This window comes from Streptomyces sp. NPDC043996 (genome assembly GCF_056435225.1).
Genome location: NZ_JBWKEY010000018.1, coordinates 146964 through 161398 on the forward strand (window position 1 = coordinate 146964; position 14435 = coordinate 161398).

Here is a 14435-nt window from a genome sequence, read left to right on the forward strand (position 1 = left end):
CCACCGCATTACCCGCCGCCACCCACCGCCACGCGCCGCACGCCCGTGCGCCCGCGACTCACTCGTGCGCGATCGCCTCCAGGACGTTCATGCGCGACGCGCGCAGCGCGGGCAGCAGCGCCGCCACGATCCCGACCACCACCGAGCCGATCACCACGGTGACGATCGTCGACCACGGCACCGCGAACGCCGTCAGGCCCTGTAGCTCCAGAACCTGTTGCATGGACACGCCCCACACCAGGCCGAGCGCGAGCCCGAGCACCGCGCCGAACACGGCGATCACCACCGACTCCAGGCGGATCATGCGCCGCAGCTGCCGCCGCGCGAGCCCGATCGCGCGCAGCAGCCCGATCTCGCGGGTGCGCTCCACGACCGACAGGGCCAGGGTGTTGACCACGCCGAGCACGGCGATCACGATCGCGAGGCCGAGCAGCGCGTACACCAGGTAGAGCAGCACCGAGATCTGCTCGCGGATCAGCTCCTTGTAGGAGGCCTTGTCGTTCACCTGGATCTGCGGGTACGGGTCGAGCGCGGCCTCCAGGCGGTCGCGCAACGCGTCGCTGCCGGTGCCGTCGGCGGCGTTGACGTAGAGCGTGGAGTCCTGCCCGTCGGGCACGTACTTCTCCAGGGTGGCGAGCCCCATGAAGAGGCCGCCCTTCAGGTCGGGGCCCTCCGCGAGGTCCAGGTCGGTGAGCGCGCCGACGGTCAGGTCGGCGTCGCGCTTGCCGGAGAACGTCACGGGCACCACCGAACCGACGCGCAGGCCGTGGTCCTTGGCGAAGTCCTTGTCCATCGCGAGGTGCCCGGGGGCCAGCGCCCTGGCCGTACTGCCGCGCGCGTACGTGAGGTTGAGGACCTCGTCGACCCCCTCGCCGTAGCCGCCCGCCGCGGTCTTCACGGTCTCTCCGTCGGGCATGCGCAGCTTGAGGGAGGTGAGGCGGCTGCGGACGGCGAGGCCCACGCCCTTCGTCGCGCGGACCTTCTCGGTGACCTCCGCGGGGAAGGGGGAGTAGGGGCCGTTCGCGCCGCCGACGACGAAGTCGGCGCCGAGCGTCTTGTCGATCTGCTCGTCGAACGACTTGGTCATCGAGGCGCTGGCCACCGCAAGGCCGCCCACCAGCGCGAGGCCCACCATCAGGGCCGCCGCCGTGGCGCCCGTGCGGCGCGGGTTGCGCAGGGCGTTGCGCTGGCTCATCCGGCCCACGGAGCCGAAGAGCGCGGGGAAGGCGCCGCCGAGCACCCGGATCACCGGGCGCACCAGGAGCGGTCCCGCCACCACCGTGGCGATGAGCGTGAGGACGACGCCGAGCCCGAGCAGCGAGGCCGACGTCGAGGTGTCGGACACCGTCGCGCAGCCACCGAGCGCCGCCGCCCCCGCGAGCCCGACCAGGGCACCGACGAGCGCCCGCAGCCGCAGCGGCCGCCCCACGCCTGCGACCTCGGCGTCCGCGAGCGCGGCCATCGGCGAGACCTGCGCGGCCCGGCGCGCGGGCAGATACGCCGCGACGAAGGTGACGCCAACCCCGACGACGTACGAGACGACGGGCGTCGGCCAGCCGATCACCATGTCCGCGGACTTCAGGTTCATGCCGAGCAGGCCCATCAGCTCGATGAGCGTGACGGCGAGCCCGATGCCCGCGGCGAGCCCAAGCGTGGCGCCGACTACGCCGAGCAGCACCGCCTCGATCAGGACCGAGCGGCGCACCTGCCTGCGGTCGGCGCCGAGCGCGCGCAGCAGCCCCAGCTCACGGGTGCGCTGCGCGATCAGCATGGAGAAGGTGTTGACGATCAGGAAGACGCCGACGAGCACGGCGACCCCGGCGAAGCCGAGCATCACGTACTTGATGACGTCGAGGAACCCGCCGAGCTCGTCGGCGGCGGACTTGGCCTGCTCGGCCGCGGTCTCGATGTCGTACGCCGAGCCCAGCTCGGCGGCCACGCGCCGCTTGAGCTCCGCGTCGCTCACCCCGGGCGTCGCGTCCACGGCGATGCTGGTCGCCGCGGACTTGTCGCCGAGCAGCCGGGCCTGCGCGGTCGGCGTGTCGAGGAACAGCAGCGCGGCGCCGGGGTTGGTGGTGCGGAACGTGACGACGCCGACGACCTTCACCTTGAACGAGCCGGGCGCGGCGAGCACGGTCAGCGTGTCGCCGATCTCCACGTCCTTCTTGTCGGCGGTGTCCTTGTCGATCAGGGCCTCGCCGGGGCCGCGCGGGGTGTGCCCGGAGGTCAGCCGCACCGGGCTGCGCTCGGTCTCGTACCAGTTCACGGCGACCGTGGGGGCGCCCGTCGTCGGGCCCACCGGGTCGTTGTCGCGGTCGACGACGGTGATGTTCTCCACGGACGCGTCGACGTGCGTGGCCGCGACCCCGTCGACCTTCGCCACCCGGCGCGCGACGGCGGCGGGCAGGGTCGGGGTGCGCCCGGTAAGGACGTCCTCGTCGCGGTCGGCGTCCGGGGCGACCGCGACATCGGCCGCGGTGGACGCGAAGAGGGCGTCGAAGGTGCGGTTGACGGTGTCGGAGAAGATCAGGCTGCCCGCGACGAACGCCACCGAGAGGACCACGGCGAGCGCCGAGAGGGCGAGTCGGCCCTTGTGCGCGAGGAAGCTGCGCAGCGTCGACTTCAGCACGCGGGACCGCCCTGATCCGTACCGGGCGCGGGCGCGGGGGCCGCGCTGGGACCCGGCGGGTCAGGCGGGACATCAGCGGCGCCGTGGGGCGCCCCGTGCAGCGCGTCGAACCGCTTCATGCGCTCCAGGACCGCCTCCGACGTCGGCTGCTCCATCTCGTCCACGATCCGGCCGTCGGCGAGGAAGAGCACCAGGTCGGAGTGGGCGGCCGCGCCCGGGTCGTGGGTCACCATCACCACCGTCTGGCCCAGCGTGTCCACGGCCTCGCGCAGGAAGCCGAGGACTTCCAGACCGGCCCGCGAGTCGAGGTTGCCGGTCGGCTCGTCGGCGAAGATCAGCTCGGGGCGCGCGGCCAGGGCCCGGGCGCAGGCGACGCGCTGCTGCTGCCCGCCGGACAGCTGCGCGGGCCGGTGCCGGAGCCGGTCGCGCAGGCCGAGCGTGTCGATGACGTGCTCCAGCCACTCGGGGTCGGGGCGGCGGCCCGCGATGTCCATGGGCAGCGTGATGTTCTCCCGGGCGTTGAGCGTCGGGATCAGGTTGAACGACTGGAACATGAAGCCCACCCGGTCGCGCCTGAGCCGCGTCAGCTCGCGCTCCTTGAGACCGGTGATCTCGGTCTCGCCGAGCCACACCTGACCCGCCGACACCGAGTCGAGCCCGGCCAGCGTGTGCATGAGCGTGGACTTGCCGGATCCCGAGGGGCCCATCACGGCCGTGAACCGCCGCTGGGCGATGTCCACGTCCACCGCGTCCAGGGCGAGCACCGCGGTGTCGCCCGAGCCGTAGGCCTTGGTGAGGCCGCGGGCGCGGGCGGCGGTCCCGGCGGGCTCCGCGAGCGCTCCGCTCGGTGTAGAAGCAGGTGTGGACAAGGCCGCCTCCCCGGTTGTGGCCGTCCCGATTCCCGTACGCGAGTTCCCGTACGCGAGCCGAGAGTAGGGGGTGGGGACCGCTGGCTGGTATCCCTCGCAGGTCGGGCCCTGGAGCGCGTGTAAGGGGCACGATTCCGCACGTGCCCGCACGTGCCCGCTCCCTTGCCGCTGCTAGCGCCGCGGCGCTAGCTTGAGGAACATGGCGAAGACGCAGCTGAACGTGCGGGTGGACGAGGACACCGCGCGCGCCGCGCGCGAGCGCGCCCTGGCCCGCGGCATGAGCGTGAACCGGTACATCGAAGAACTGGTCAAGCAGGACGTCGGCGAGCTCGGCCACACCTTCGTCGAGGCCGCGTCCGACTTCATGGCGCAGTACGAGTCCGTGTTCACGCAGGAGTTCGGCGCGGACCGCGAAGGTCGTCGCTGACCCTTGGGCCTCCGCATCGACCTCGCCTGGCTCCTCATGATCGCCGAACAGAGAACACCGGGAGACCCCCAGGTCACCGACTGGGGCGCCCTGGTGGCCGCCGTCGCCCGGCACCAGGCGGAGATCTTCGACGTCCCCGTCTACGAGCGCCCGCACGACCGCGCAGCCGCCCTGCTGCAGACCCTGCTGCACCTGCCCGCCCTGGAGCGGTCGAACGCGCTCTTCGCCTCGTCCGTCGCGTACGCGTACCTCGTGGCGAGCGGCGTGAAGGTGGAGACCTCGCCCGAGCAGGTGCGCGACCTCGCCCGGCTGGTGAAGGAGGGCGGGGCGACCGTGCGGGAGATAGCGGACGAGCTGCGCCGGTGGAGCCTGTGACCCCCGGGGACGCTCCCCGCCGATGAGTTTCCCGCCCCGCGCCGGTCTGCCTGACGACACCTTCGCGACCCTTGCGACCCTCGGGAGGCCCGGGATGCCCGCCACCATCCAGCCCATGCTCATCACCCCGGACGTGATCCGGCTCCAGGCCTTCTACGCCCAGCTGCTCGGCGCGGAGCAGACGGTCCGCGTCCCCGACGACGGCCCCGTCTTCTTCGTTACCCTGCGCGTGAAGGAATCGGAGATCGGCCTCGTCGCCAACGACAAGGCTCCGCTGGGTGTGCCGCAGCGCTCGCTCCTGAGCGTCATGGTCGACGACGTGGACGCCCTGCTCGACCCCGTACGGGACCTGGGCGGCCAGGTGCTCGGCCCGCCGAACGACATGCCGTGGGGCCAGCGGGTCGCCCACGTCAAGGACCCCGACGGCAACGCGCTCAACCTGGTGCAGCCGATCTGACCCGCGCCCGCGCGGGCGAGCGGCGCCGCTCAGTCCTCGGCGGGCCGCCGGGCCGAGCCAAGGACGCAGAACGAGCTGGGCAGCCGCGGGCCGGTCGCGGGCACCAGGACCCGGCGGTAGGGGCCGAGCTCGAACCCGGCCGCGCGCAGCGCGCCCACGGGGTCGCGGCCGGTGTGGCAGCCGCCGAACAGCAGCGGCCACACCGTGGCGTCGAGGCCCCGCTGCACCGCCGCGTGGACCGCGCCCGGCGCCCTGCCGTGCTCGAAGAACCGCAGCTCGCCGCCCGGCCGTAGGACCCGCCGCAGCTCGGCGAGCGCGCGCGGCACCTCGCGCACGCTGCACAGCACCAGCGAGACGACGGCGACGTCGAACGCCTCGCTCTTGACCGGCAGCGCCTCGGCCGCGCCCGGCACCACGTCCACCGGCACGTCCGCGCGCAGCGCCGCGGACACGGCCAGCTGCCGCAGCGCGCGCTCCGGCTCGATCGCCACGACCTCGGAGACGGCGGCGGGATAGTGCGGGAAGTTCAGGCCGTTGCCCGCGCCGACCTCGATGACGCGACCGGAGACCCCGGCGAGCAGCTCCCTGCGGTGCGGCGCGATCCGGGGTTCGGCCGCGACGCTGCAGCGGGCGTAGAACCGGGCGAAGAGCGGGTGGTGGACGGCGTCGCGGGACGGCTTGGCACTCGGCATCGTGGCCTCCGCACGGAGGATGGGGATGGCTGGTTCTTCCCCCTTGCGGAGCGCCCCCAACCAGCCGCCGGCGCGGGGCGGCCCCGGCGGGCGACGCACGGTGGCTCTGGGGCGGGGCTGCCCCCCCCGGGAAACCCCGCCTCCCCGGGGAGGGGCTGCCCCCCGGGAAACCACGCCTCCCCGGGGGCGGGGCTGCCCCCTCGGGAAACCACGCCTCCCCGGGGGCGGGGCTGCCCCCTCGGGAAACCCCGCCCCCCCGGGGCAGCCTGTCTAGGGCAGCGAACCCCCGCCCCACACACCCCCGAGCTCCGGCCCCAGCCACCCGCTCGCCGCCCCGCGGAACGCCGTCGGGTCCAGCGCCCCGGCCCCCTCGGGCACCGCCCCGAGCAGCGGCGCCCCCGCCATCCCCGCCAGCTCCTCGACGTTGCACCGCGACGCGAGATCCGGCGCGGCGGGCCAGCTCCCGATCACCACGCCGAGCTGGTCGACGCCGCGCGCCCGCAGGGCCTCGCCCGTCAGCTGCGTCACGTTGAGCGTGCCGAGCCCGGCCGTCGTGACGACGAGCACCGGCGCGCCGAGCTCCCGCGCCACGTCCGCGAGGTTCGCCCCCGTCTCGTCGAGGTGGACGAGCAGCCCGCCGGCGCCCTCGATGAGGACGAGGTCGTGCGAGGCGGCCAGCTTCCGCGCGGCCTCGGCGACATCGGCGGGCCTGACGGGGGCGAGCCCCGCCCGGCGCGCGGCCGTCGACGGAGCCAGCGGCTCGGGGAAGCGGGCGAGTTCGACGCCGGTGACGCCGTCGCCCGCGAGCCGCCGCACCTCGGCGACGTCCCCCGGCTCACCGGGGCCGACCCCGGTCTGCGCGGGCTTCAGGACCGCCACGCTCCGCCCCGCGGCGAGCGCGAGGGCGGCGACGGCCGCCGTCGTCACGGTCTTGCCGATCTCCGTGCCCGTGCCGGACACCACGATGACGCTCACGCCCGCTCCTCGCCGCTCGCCCGGGCCGCCGCGCACACCGCGCGCCCGAGCAGGGCCACGTCCTCGTCGGAGGTGATGAAGGGCGGCATCGTGTAGATGAGGTCGCGGAACGGCCGCACCCACGCGCCCGCGGCCACGGCGGCCCGCGTCGCCGCCTCCATGTCGACCTGGTGGTCCAGCTGGACGACGCCGAGCGCGCCCAGGACCCGTACGTCACGGACGTACCCAAGCTCCGCGGCCGGGGCGAGCGCGGCCCGCAGGCCCACCTCGATCCGCTTCACCTCGGTCCCCCAGTCCTGGCCGACCAGCAGGTCGATCGAGGCGTTCGCCACCGCGGCGGCCAGGGGATTGCCCATGAAGGTGGGCCCGTGCGCGAGGACCGGGACCTCGCCGCGCGCGATGCCTTCGGCGACGCGCGGCGTGCACAGCGTCGCCGCCATCGTGAGATAGCCGCCGGTCAGGGACTTGCCCAGGCACATCACATCGGGCGTGACGCGCGCGTGGTCGGCGGCGAACAGCGCGCCCGTACGGCCGAATCCCGTCGCGATCTCGTCGAACACCAGCAGCACGTCGTGCGCGTCGCACGCCTCGCGCAGCGCCCGCAGATAGCGCGGCGAGTGGAAGCGCATGCCGCCCGCGCCCTGCACCACCGGCTCGACGATCACGCCCGCCAGTTCGTGGGCGTGCCGGCCGATCACGTCGTGGAGGTGCTCCGCGTACGCGGCGTCGTACGCGTCGAACCCGGCCGGGGGCAGGTCCGCGAACACCTGCTGGGGGAGCACGCCCTGCCACAGGGAGTGCATGCCGCCCTGGGGGTCGCACACGGCCATCGGCTGCCAGGTGTCCCCGTGGTAGCCGCCGCGCCAGGTGAGCATCCGCTGCTTCTCTGGCCTGCCGACGGAGCGCCAGTGCTGGAGGCACATCTTGACCGCGACCTCGACGGACACCGAGCCGGAGTCGGACAGGAAGACGTGCTCCAGGCCGTCCGGCGTCAGGTCGACGAGCCGCTTGGCGAGCCGCACGGCGGGCTCGTGGGTGAGCCCGCCGAACATGACGTGGCTCATGCGGTCCAGCTGGCCGCGCACCGCCTCGTTGAGGACGGGGTGGTTGTAGCCGTGGATGGCCGACCACCACGACGACATGCCGTCGACGAGCTCGCCGACGCCCGCGACCCGCAGCCGCACCCCGGCGGCCGACTCCACGACCAGTGGCTCCTGGCGCCCGGGCATCGGCCCGTAGGGGTGCCAGACGTGCGCGCGGTCGAGCGCGAGGATCTCGCCGATCTCCTTGACGTCAGGCATTGGGCGCCACGTCCGTCCCCGCGCCCCGACGGCGCACCGCCACCAGGTCCGTGCGCGCGGCGGACTTCTCCTCGGCCGCCGCCCCGGCCGCCGCGGCCACCGCGGGCTCTTCGTGGGTGCCGCACCCCGCGTCGTCCTGCGATCCGCACACGGAACCGCAGCCGCCGCGACGCCGGTGCTCCGGCAGCGTCGTCTGCTCCGTGGTCTCCACCTCGAAACCGGCGTCCGCGATCATCTCCAGGTCGGCCTTGCCCGCCTGGCCCTCGCTGGTCAGGTAGTCCCCGAGGAAGATCGAGTTGGCGAGGTGCAGGGCGAGGGGCTGCAGCGTGCGCAGGTGCAGCTCGCGGCCGCCCGCGATGCGGACCTCGATGTCCGGGCAGACGAACCGGACCATGGCCAGGATGCGCAGGCAGCGCTGCGGCGTGAGGTTCCACTCCTTGGCCAGCGGCGTGCCCTCGAAGGGGATCAGGAAGTTCACCGGCACCGAGTCCGCGTCCAGCTCGCGGAGCGCGAACACGACGTCGACCAGGTCCTCGTCCGTCTCGCCCATGCCGGAGATCAGCCCCGAGCAGGCGGAGAGCCCCGCCGCGTGGGCCTTTTGCACGGTGTCGACGCGGTCGGCGTAGGTGTGCGTCTTGGTGATGTCGCCGTACGTCGACTCCGACGTGTTCAGGTTGTGGTTGTACGCGTCGGCGCCCGCGCCGCGCAGCCGCTCCGCCTGGCCGTCGGAGAGCAGACCGAGGCAGGCGCACACCTCGACGCCCTCGTTCTGTTCCTTGATCGCCTTGATGGTGTTCGAGACGCGGTCGACGTCCCGGTCCGTCGGCCCGCGGCCGCTGGCCACCAGGCAGACCCGCTTGGCGCCGCCCGCGAGCCCGGCCGCCGCGGCCTTGGAGGCCTCGTCCGGCTTCAGCCAGGTGTACTTGAGGATGCCGGTCTCCGCGCCGAGCCGCTGGGAGCAGTACGAGCAGTCCTCGGGGCACAGGCCCGACTTCAGGTTGACCAGGTAGTTGAGCTTCACCCGGCGTCCGAACCAATGGCGCCGCACCTTTCCGGCCGCCGCCACCACGTCGAGCAGGTCGTCGTCGGAGGTCGCGAGGACGGCCAGCGCCTCGTCGCGGGTCGGCAGCTCGCGCCGAAGCCCCTTGTCCACCAGCGTGTTGAGCAGAGTCATGGCGCCGATCCTGACGTACGCCAGTCTTTCTGACCATGGAGAAACCACACAACAGAAGCAAGGACAGGTGTGGGTATTGCCACACCATGGCCTGGTGGTGCGGCGGCTAGGGTCTGTGCACTGTCTACAAACGCACTCTCCGCGTGCCCCGCGCGGACGACGACCTGGAGGCTCTCATGGCGAGCGCGGCGTTCGACTGGATCGACGCGCGGGCCCGGGAGCGGGAGCGCGCGGGCCTGGTGCGCGGCCTGCGCCCCCGCCCGGCCGAATCCGTACTGCTCGACCTCGCGGGCAACGACTATCTGGGCCTCGCCCGGCACCCGGAGGTCATCGAGGGCGCCGCGGCCGCCGCCCGCCGCTGGGGCGGAGGCGCGACCGGATCGCGCCTGGTGACGGGCTCCACCGAGCTGCACGCGGAACTGGAGCGCGAGCTCGCCGCGTTCTGCGGCTTCGAGTCGGCGCTCGTGCTGTCCTCCGGGTACGCGGCGAACCTCGCGGCCGTCACCGCGCTCGCCCCGCACGGCTCGCTGGTCGCCTCGGACGCGGCCAACCACGCCTCCCTGATCGACGGCTGCCGCCTGGCGCGCGGCACCACCCAGGTGGTGGCGCACGCCGACCCCGACGCGCTGCGCAAGGCGCTCGGCACCCACGACGGGCCCGCGATCGCCGTGACGGACTCGGTGTTCTCGGTGGACGGCGACGCCGCGCCGCTCGCCGAACTCGCCGCCGTCTGCCGCGAGTACGGCGCCGGGCTCGTCGTCGACGACGCCCACGGGCTCGGCGTGCTCGGCGACGGCGGCCGGGGCGCCCCGCACGCGGCCGGGGTCGCGGGTGCGCCCGACGCGGTGGCCACCGTCACCCTTTCGAAGTCCCTGGGCAGCCAGGGCGGGGCCGTGCTCGGCCCGCCCCGGGTGATCGAGCACCTGGTCAACACCGCCCGGACGTTCATCTTCGACACGGGCCTCGCGCCCGCGGCGGCCGGGGCGGCCCTCGCGGCGCTGCGGCTGCTGCGCCGGGAGCCCGAGCGCGCCCCGCGCGCACGCGCCGTGGCGGCGCTGCTGCACGAGGGTCTGGTGCGGGAGGGGTTCACGGCGGTACGTCCGGACGCCGCCGTCGTCTCGGTGCGCGCCCCCTCGCCGTCGGCGGCGGTGCGCTGGGCGGCCGACTGCCGGGAGGCGGGTCTGGTGGTGGGCTGCTTCCGTCCGCCGTCGGTCCCCGACGGGATCTCGCGGTTGCGGCTGACCGCACGCGCGGACCTGAGCGACACACAGGTCGCGGAGGTCGTCGATGTGATCAGCCGCACCGCACCCTGACACCTGAGATCGGGCACCTACGACCGGGGTCCAGGGTCCGGCGCGCTCACTCTGGCCTCACCTCAGGGCCGAGAGCTGTGCTCAGGGCCGTGAGTCCTCACCGAAGGGCGTCGATGAAGTCCTCCCAGGCCGTGGGGGAGAAGAGCACGGCAGGGCCCGCCGTGTCCTTCGAGTCGCGCACCGCGCACAGGCCCGCGAGCGGGCCCGAGCCGAGCGGTGCTGTCTCCACACAGTTGTTCATCCCGTTGCTGCGGCTGCTGCGCCGCCACCGCGCGTCCCTGAGAGACGTGCTGGAGGGAACGTACCGAGGCAGTGCAGTCATGGTGCCTCCTTACGCGCCGTCACCTAATCCGGCGATGAAATCCATTGAATCCTGAACGGAAAGCGCCTGTCCCTGAAGAGAGTGGAAGGCGTCGGAGTACGCCTGGAGGTCTTCTTTCCGTTCCAGGTAGAGGCTACTCGTCAAGTGGTCGAGAACAACCACATCCAGATCAGAAATGTTCGGAAAGGAGAGAATAACGAAAGGGCCGATCAGTCCGATGTGCTCTCCCGAGGCGAACGGGAGTACCTGGAGCCGGACTTGGGGCAGCCGAGCCGCGTCCAGTAACCGCCGCACCTGCCCGGCGAGCACGTCCGGACCGCCCACCCGCCGCCGCAGCACCGCCTCGTCGAGGATGACGCTCAGCCGCAGCGGCGGCTCATGGCGCAGCACGTCCTGACGGGCGAGGCGCACCTGGACCAGGGCCTCGACCTGTTCCTCGGGCAGCCCGCCGAGCGCGGCACGTGTCACCGCGCGGGCGTACTCAGGCGTCTGGAGCAGGCCGGGCACCACCGTCGTCTCCAGCGTGCGCACCCGGCAGGCCTGCGACTCCAGGCTGATGAAGTCGCGGTAGGCGGGCGGGAGCAGGCCCCGGTAGGCGTGCCACCAGTGGTGGCGCCCGTGCTCGTCGTCCCCGCCCGCGAGCGCGGCCAGCAGCTCCCGCAGGTGCGGGTCCTGGACCCCGTACGCTTCGAGCAGCAGCCGTACGTCCGCGGCCTTCACCCCGCTGCGGCCCGTCTCGATCCGGCTCACCTTCGACTGGTGCCAGCCGACGAGCGAGGCGGCCTCGCCGCTGGTGAGTCCGGCCTCGGCGCGCAGCGCCCGCAATTCCGCGCCGAGCTTGCGACGGCGCACCGCGGGGCCGTACTGCATGGCAGTCTCCTTCTGGGCTCTTCCGGAGGTCCGCGCCAACCGTAGGGGACAGTAGAGGAACCGCCAGTGTGGCGCCCAAATACGGTCTGCCGTCGCAGAGTTCACCGCTTCGAGCGACAGATATATGCACATCTCGGTGGATCGCAGGGCGCGGGCCGTCAGGGAGTGGCAATCTGGCGCGTAGCACCAGCTCCGGGACGGTTCCCGAGTGCTTCCGCCACGCGTCGGAGTACCGGTCCCGGCGGGAAAGGGACGGCGCCGCCATGGCAGACCATCAGGAAGCATCAATCACTCTGCCGAGCGATCCACTCTCGGTCTCCGCCGCTCGCCGTTACGTGGGGGACATCCTCATCGAGTGGGGCCTGCCCGCGGACGACGAGGTGGCCGACACCGTGCGGCTGATCGTCTCCGAGCTCGCCACCAACGCCGTGCAGCACACCCTCGGCCTCTCGCCCACGTTCACCGTCGACGTCCAGCTCGACCGGGACGAGCGGCTGCGCATCGGCGTCACCGACAGCCACCCCCGCTTCCCCCAGCGCCTGCCCGCCGCCGTGCAGCAGGACAACGGCCGCGGGATGGTCATCATCCGCTGGCTGACCGCCGAGTGCGGCGGCAGACTCGCCGTCCGCCCCACGCCGGAGGGCGGCAAGACGGTGTGGATCACGCTGCCGTGGTCGGTGCCGGTCCAGAGCTGAGGGCGCCCCGGGCGCGCGCCGGTCAGCCGGCGAAGCGCCCGAACGACCCGCGCAGCAGGGCCCGGAAGCTGTCCGCGGCCGGGGTCGGCTCGCCGGCCCGGTGCGCGACGGAGATGACGCGGCGCAGGTCGCCCGGGTCCAGCCGCCGGACGCCGACGGGGGTCGAGGTGGTGCGGCCCACCATCTCCGGGACCACCGCGACCCCGAGCCCGGCGCTCACCAGGGCGCACACCAGCGCGTAGTCCGGGGAGTCGACGAGCACCGAAGGCGCGGCCCCGGCGCGCGCCAGGGCCGCCTCCACCGGGCGGCGCGACGGGTGCCCGGGCGCCATGCTGACCAGCGGCTGCCCCGCGAGCCCGGTCAGCGGCAGCCTGCCGGTGCCGCCCGCGAGCACGTGCCCGGGCGCGGTGATGAGCACCACCTCCTCCACCAGGACCGGCTCCAGGGCCACCGACCTGGGCGGCGGCGGCAGGTCTGCGGGCTCATAGGTGTGCGTCAGGGCCAGATCGGCCTCCCCGGCCGCGACCGCCGCGACGCCCAGCGGCGGTTCGTAGTCCGCGACCGTCAGCTCGACGTCCGGGTGGGCCCTGCGGAAGGCCGTGAACACCGGCGGCAGCAGCTGGGTCCCCGCCGTCGTGAACGTGCCGATCCGAAGGCGCCCGCCGGACAGGCCCGCGAGCCGCGCCAGTTCGTGCCGGGCGCGCTCCATCTCGTCGAGGACGCGCCGGGCGTGCCCCACGAGCAGCTCACCGGCGCCGGTGAGCCGGGCGCCGCGGTGGTGGCGCACGAGCAGCGCGGCCCCGGCCTCCCGCTCCAGCTTGGCCAGCTGCTGGGAGAGCGCGGGCACGGTGTAGCCGAGGCGCTCGGCGGCGCGGGTGATGGACCCGGCCTCGGCGACCGCCACGAGCGCGGCCAGGCGCGTCGGGTCGTACATGGCGGTGCCTCCAAAGGCCCGGACAGCGGTGATCGGCGCCGGATACTACCCCCGCCGAGGCCTTAACCATTGCTTTAGGAAGCCCCAGGAAATCGCACATACCCGCTGAAGGGCGAGCCGAGGCAGCCTTGCCGCATGGACGCTTCACTGGCCGCCTTCACCGGCGTCGCCGCGGGCATGGTCGCCATCCCGGGCGCGGACTTCACCGTCACTGCCTGCCGTTGGCGCGCCCGACGAGCCGGGGCAGCACGCCCCACAGCCCGGCGCATACGCAGAACGTGCCGACGGCGGCGGCCACGCCCTCCGCGCGCCCCGACGCCACGTCGACGACGAGCAGGACGGACCCGGTGAGCGCGAGGACAAGGACGCCGAGGCCGACTCCGGCGAGCCGCGAGGACACCCGCACGACGAGGGGCTTGGCGCCCCGCTGGAACAGCCCGCGGTGCACTGCCGCGGGCGCGGTGAAAAGCGCGGCGGCGAGCACCGAGAGGAGCAGCGTGATGACGTACGTGGCGCGCTGCACGGCGTCGAGGGACGGGAAGCGCGGGGTGAAGGCGAGGGTGAGCAGGAACGCGAAGAGGATCTGCACACCGGTCTGGGTGACCCTCAGTTCCTGGAGCAGCTCGGAGAAGTTGCGGTCGGCCCGCTCCAGCGGTGTCTCGTTGCGGCTGTGCCGCGAGGCACCGGGTCTCGGGGTGCCCGCCCCGTGGGGGTGATGGTCGGCCATGGTCCACGAGTATCCGCGCCGGGTCGCTCCACGCCCCTGACTTGCGGGGGGCCGGGCGGGTCATCGGGCGGTCACGGGGCTATTCAGGAGGGGGTGCCGCCGTCCGTGCCCTGAAACGGACGGCGGCGGGCGCTCAGGGGCGCCTGAAGCAGGTGGTGCCGGTCGGCCGGGTGGCCGTGGCGCCGCCCGCGGGGCGGGTTACCGGACCCGGCCGTACGTGACCTGGTTGGTCCAGATCTTCTCGAGCCGCACCACGGTGCCCCGCTTGGGGGCGTGCCAGATCTTGCCCTTCCCGGCGTATATGCCGACGTGGTAAACACTCCGGCCGGAGTGGAAGAACACCAGGTCACCGCGGGTGCGGTTGCCCTTGGAGACATAGCGGGTCTTGTTGTACTGCTGTGCGGCGGTGCGCGGCAGCTTCTTGCCGACGCGCTTGTACGAGTAGAGCGTCAGGCCCGAGCAGTCGAACCGGTTGGGTCCGACGGCGCCGTAGCTGTACGGGGAGCCCTTCTTGGACGCCGCGATCTTGAGCGCCTTCGTTCCGTGCGAGGTGGCCGCTTCCGCGGTCCCCGTGAGTCCGGGGGCCACGATGGTGCCGCCCACGGCGGCGAGCGTGAGAGCCGAAGCCGTTCCGGCCCTCGTCAGCAGCGACGGAACACGATGCAGCGCGGTCAT

General features: G+C 73.4%; 16 protein-coding genes and 1 pseudogene. 6 read left to right on the plus strand and 11 right to left on the minus strand.

Annotated elements, in window-relative coordinates; genetic code table 11:
• Positions 1-58 precede the first annotated feature (58 nt).
• Entirely contained in the window at positions 59-2629 is a 2571-nt protein-coding gene (locus AC07A4_RS36875; protein WP_478607671.1) for an ABC transporter permease, read from the minus strand.
• Positions 2623-3498: an ABC transporter ATP-binding protein gene (locus tag AC07A4_RS36880; protein WP_478607673.1), complete on the minus strand. Its 876-nt coding sequence runs from the start codon at positions 3496-3498 to the stop codon at positions 2623-2625. The genes AC07A4_RS36875 and AC07A4_RS36880 overlap by 7 nt, the downstream gene beginning before the upstream one ends.
• A 199-nt stretch (positions 3499-3697) precedes the next feature.
• Here AC07A4_RS36880 and AC07A4_RS36885 point away from each other — a divergent pair, with 199 nt between their 5' ends.
• From AC07A4_RS36885 to AC07A4_RS36895, 3 genes are all read left to right on the plus strand, one after another.
• Complete coding sequence (locus AC07A4_RS36885) at positions 3698-3925, plus strand: antitoxin (protein WP_478607675.1); 228 nt, start codon at positions 3698-3700, stop codon at positions 3923-3925.
• Positions 3926-3961: 36 nt separating this feature from the next.
• Positions 3962-4300: a fic family toxin-antitoxin system, toxin component gene (locus AC07A4_RS36890; protein WP_478607847.1), complete on the plus strand. Its 339-nt coding sequence runs from the start codon at positions 3962-3964 to the stop codon at positions 4298-4300.
• Positions 4301-4394: 94 nt separating this feature from the next.
• Positions 4395-4757 (plus strand): VOC family protein, encoded by a 363-nt coding sequence (locus AC07A4_RS36895; RefSeq protein WP_478607677.1) that lies wholly within the window; start codon positions 4395-4397, stop codon positions 4755-4757.
• A 29-nt stretch (positions 4758-4786) separates the two neighbouring features.
• On the opposite strand, the gene AC07A4_RS36900 is transcribed toward AC07A4_RS36895, so the two are convergent.
• From AC07A4_RS36900 to bioB, 4 genes are all read right to left on the minus strand, one after another.
• The gene (locus AC07A4_RS36900; RefSeq protein WP_478607679.1) at positions 4787-5449 is read right to left on the minus strand and encodes a class I SAM-dependent methyltransferase; all 663 of its coding nucleotides are present in this window, start codon (positions 5447-5449) and stop codon (positions 4787-4789) included.
• Positions 5450-5719: 270 nt separating this feature from the next.
• The gene (bioD, locus tag AC07A4_RS36905) at positions 5720-6424 is read right to left on the minus strand and encodes a dethiobiotin synthase (RefSeq protein WP_478607681.1); all 705 of its coding nucleotides are present in this window, start codon (positions 6422-6424) and stop codon (positions 5720-5722) included.
• Positions 6421-7725, minus strand: coding sequence for an adenosylmethionine--8-amino-7-oxononanoate transaminase (locus AC07A4_RS36910; protein WP_478607684.1), 1305 nt, complete (start codon positions 7723-7725; stop codon positions 6421-6423). Before AC07A4_RS36910 ends, bioD begins: the two co-directional genes overlap by 4 nt.
• Positions 7718-8899 (minus strand): biotin synthase BioB, encoded by a 1182-nt coding sequence (gene bioB, locus AC07A4_RS36915; RefSeq protein WP_478607686.1) that lies wholly within the window; start codon positions 8897-8899, stop codon positions 7718-7720. The genes AC07A4_RS36910 and bioB overlap by 8 nt, the downstream gene beginning before the upstream one ends.
• A gap of 176 nt (positions 8900-9075) precedes the next feature.
• Between bioB and AC07A4_RS36920 the strand changes: the two genes are divergently transcribed.
• The gene (locus tag AC07A4_RS36920; protein ID WP_478607850.1) at positions 9076-10212 is read left to right on the plus strand and encodes an 8-amino-7-oxononanoate synthase; all 1137 of its coding nucleotides are present in this window, start codon (positions 9076-9078) and stop codon (positions 10210-10212) included.
• 97 nt (positions 10213-10309) lie between these two features.
• Here the strand turns inward: AC07A4_RS36920 and AC07A4_RS36925 are convergent, their stop codons facing one another.
• Together AC07A4_RS36925 and AC07A4_RS36930 are read right to left on the minus strand one after the other, a co-directional pair.
• Positions 10310-10534: a DUF397 domain-containing protein gene (locus tag AC07A4_RS36925; protein WP_478607688.1), complete on the minus strand. Its 225-nt coding sequence runs from the start codon at positions 10532-10534 to the stop codon at positions 10310-10312.
• Positions 10535-10543: 9 nt separating this feature from the next.
• Positions 10544-11404, minus strand: coding sequence for a helix-turn-helix domain-containing protein (locus tag AC07A4_RS36930; RefSeq protein WP_478607690.1), 861 nt, complete (start codon positions 11402-11404; stop codon positions 10544-10546).
• A gap of 263 nt (positions 11405-11667) precedes the next feature.
• Here AC07A4_RS36930 and AC07A4_RS36935 point away from each other — a divergent pair, with 263 nt between their 5' ends.
• Positions 11668-12099 carry an ATP-binding protein gene (locus AC07A4_RS36935; RefSeq protein ID WP_478607692.1) on the plus strand — a complete coding sequence of 144 codons (432 nt, stop codon included), beginning with the start codon at positions 11668-11670 and terminating at the stop codon, positions 12097-12099.
• Between the two features lie 22 nt (positions 12100-12121).
• On the opposite strand, the gene AC07A4_RS36940 is transcribed toward AC07A4_RS36935, so the two are convergent.
• Positions 12122-13033, minus strand: coding sequence for a LysR family transcriptional regulator (locus AC07A4_RS36940; protein WP_478607695.1), 912 nt, complete (start codon positions 13031-13033; stop codon positions 12122-12124).
• Positions 13034-13168: 135 nt separating this feature from the next.
• On the opposite strand from AC07A4_RS36940, the pseudogene AC07A4_RS36945 reads away from it, so the two are divergent.
• Positions 13169-13282, plus strand: a pseudogene (locus tag AC07A4_RS36945) (LysE family translocator); the annotation flags it as partial.
• Here the strand turns inward: AC07A4_RS36945 and AC07A4_RS36950 are convergent.
• Entirely contained in the window at positions 13242-13760 is a 519-nt protein-coding gene (locus AC07A4_RS36950) for a DUF6328 family protein (RefSeq protein ID WP_478607697.1), read from the minus strand. The pseudogene AC07A4_RS36945 and the gene AC07A4_RS36950 sit on opposite strands and share 41 nt — an antisense overlap.
• 198 nt (positions 13761-13958) lie before the next feature.
• The gene (locus tag AC07A4_RS36955) at positions 13959-14435 is read right to left on the minus strand and encodes a C40 family peptidase (RefSeq protein WP_478607698.1); all 477 of its coding nucleotides are present in this window, start codon (positions 14433-14435) and stop codon (positions 13959-13961) included.

What these genes read in the sequence shown, in the direction of transcription:
- AC07A4_RS36940 (WP_478607695.1), bottom strand. Translation starts at nt 13,033, where the DNA reads ATGTACGACCCGACGCGCCTGGCCGCGCTCGTGGCGGTCGCCGAGGCC.
- AC07A4_RS36930 (WP_478607690.1), bottom strand. Translation starts at nt 11,404, where the DNA reads ATGCAGTACGGCCCCGCGGTGCGCCGTCGCAAGCTCGGCGCGGAATTG.
- AC07A4_RS36955 (WP_478607698.1), bottom strand. Translation starts at nt 14,435, where the DNA reads ATGACCGCGCTGCATCGTGTTCCGTCGCTGCTGACGAGGGCCGGAACG.
- AC07A4_RS36900 (WP_478607679.1), bottom strand. Translation starts at nt 5,449, where the DNA reads ATGCCGAGTGCCAAGCCGTCCCGCGACGCCGTCCACCACCCGCTCTTC.
- AC07A4_RS36935 (WP_478607692.1), top strand. Translation starts at nt 11,668, where the DNA reads ATGGCAGACCATCAGGAAGCATCAATCACTCTGCCGAGCGATCCACTC.
- AC07A4_RS36925 (WP_478607688.1), bottom strand. Translation starts at nt 10,534, where the DNA reads ATGACTGCACTGCCTCGGTACGTTCCCTCCAGCACGTCTCTCAGGGAC.
- bioB (WP_478607686.1), bottom strand. Translation starts at nt 8,899, where the DNA reads ATGACTCTGCTCAACACGCTGGTGGACAAGGGGCTTCGGCGCGAGCTG.
- AC07A4_RS36950 (WP_478607697.1), bottom strand. Translation starts at nt 13,760, where the DNA reads ATGGCCGACCATCACCCCCACGGGGCGGGCACCCCGAGACCCGGTGCC.
- AC07A4_RS36890 (WP_478607847.1), top strand. Translation starts at nt 3,962, where the DNA reads ATGATCGCCGAACAGAGAACACCGGGAGACCCCCAGGTCACCGACTGG.
- AC07A4_RS36920 (WP_478607850.1), top strand. Translation starts at nt 9,076, where the DNA reads ATGGCGAGCGCGGCGTTCGACTGGATCGACGCGCGGGCCCGGGAGCGG.
- AC07A4_RS36895 (WP_478607677.1), top strand. Translation starts at nt 4,395, where the DNA reads ATGCCCGCCACCATCCAGCCCATGCTCATCACCCCGGACGTGATCCGG.
- AC07A4_RS36910 (WP_478607684.1), bottom strand. Translation starts at nt 7,725, where the DNA reads ATGCCTGACGTCAAGGAGATCGGCGAGATCCTCGCGCTCGACCGCGCG.
- AC07A4_RS36885 (WP_478607675.1), top strand. Translation starts at nt 3,698, where the DNA reads ATGGCGAAGACGCAGCTGAACGTGCGGGTGGACGAGGACACCGCGCGC.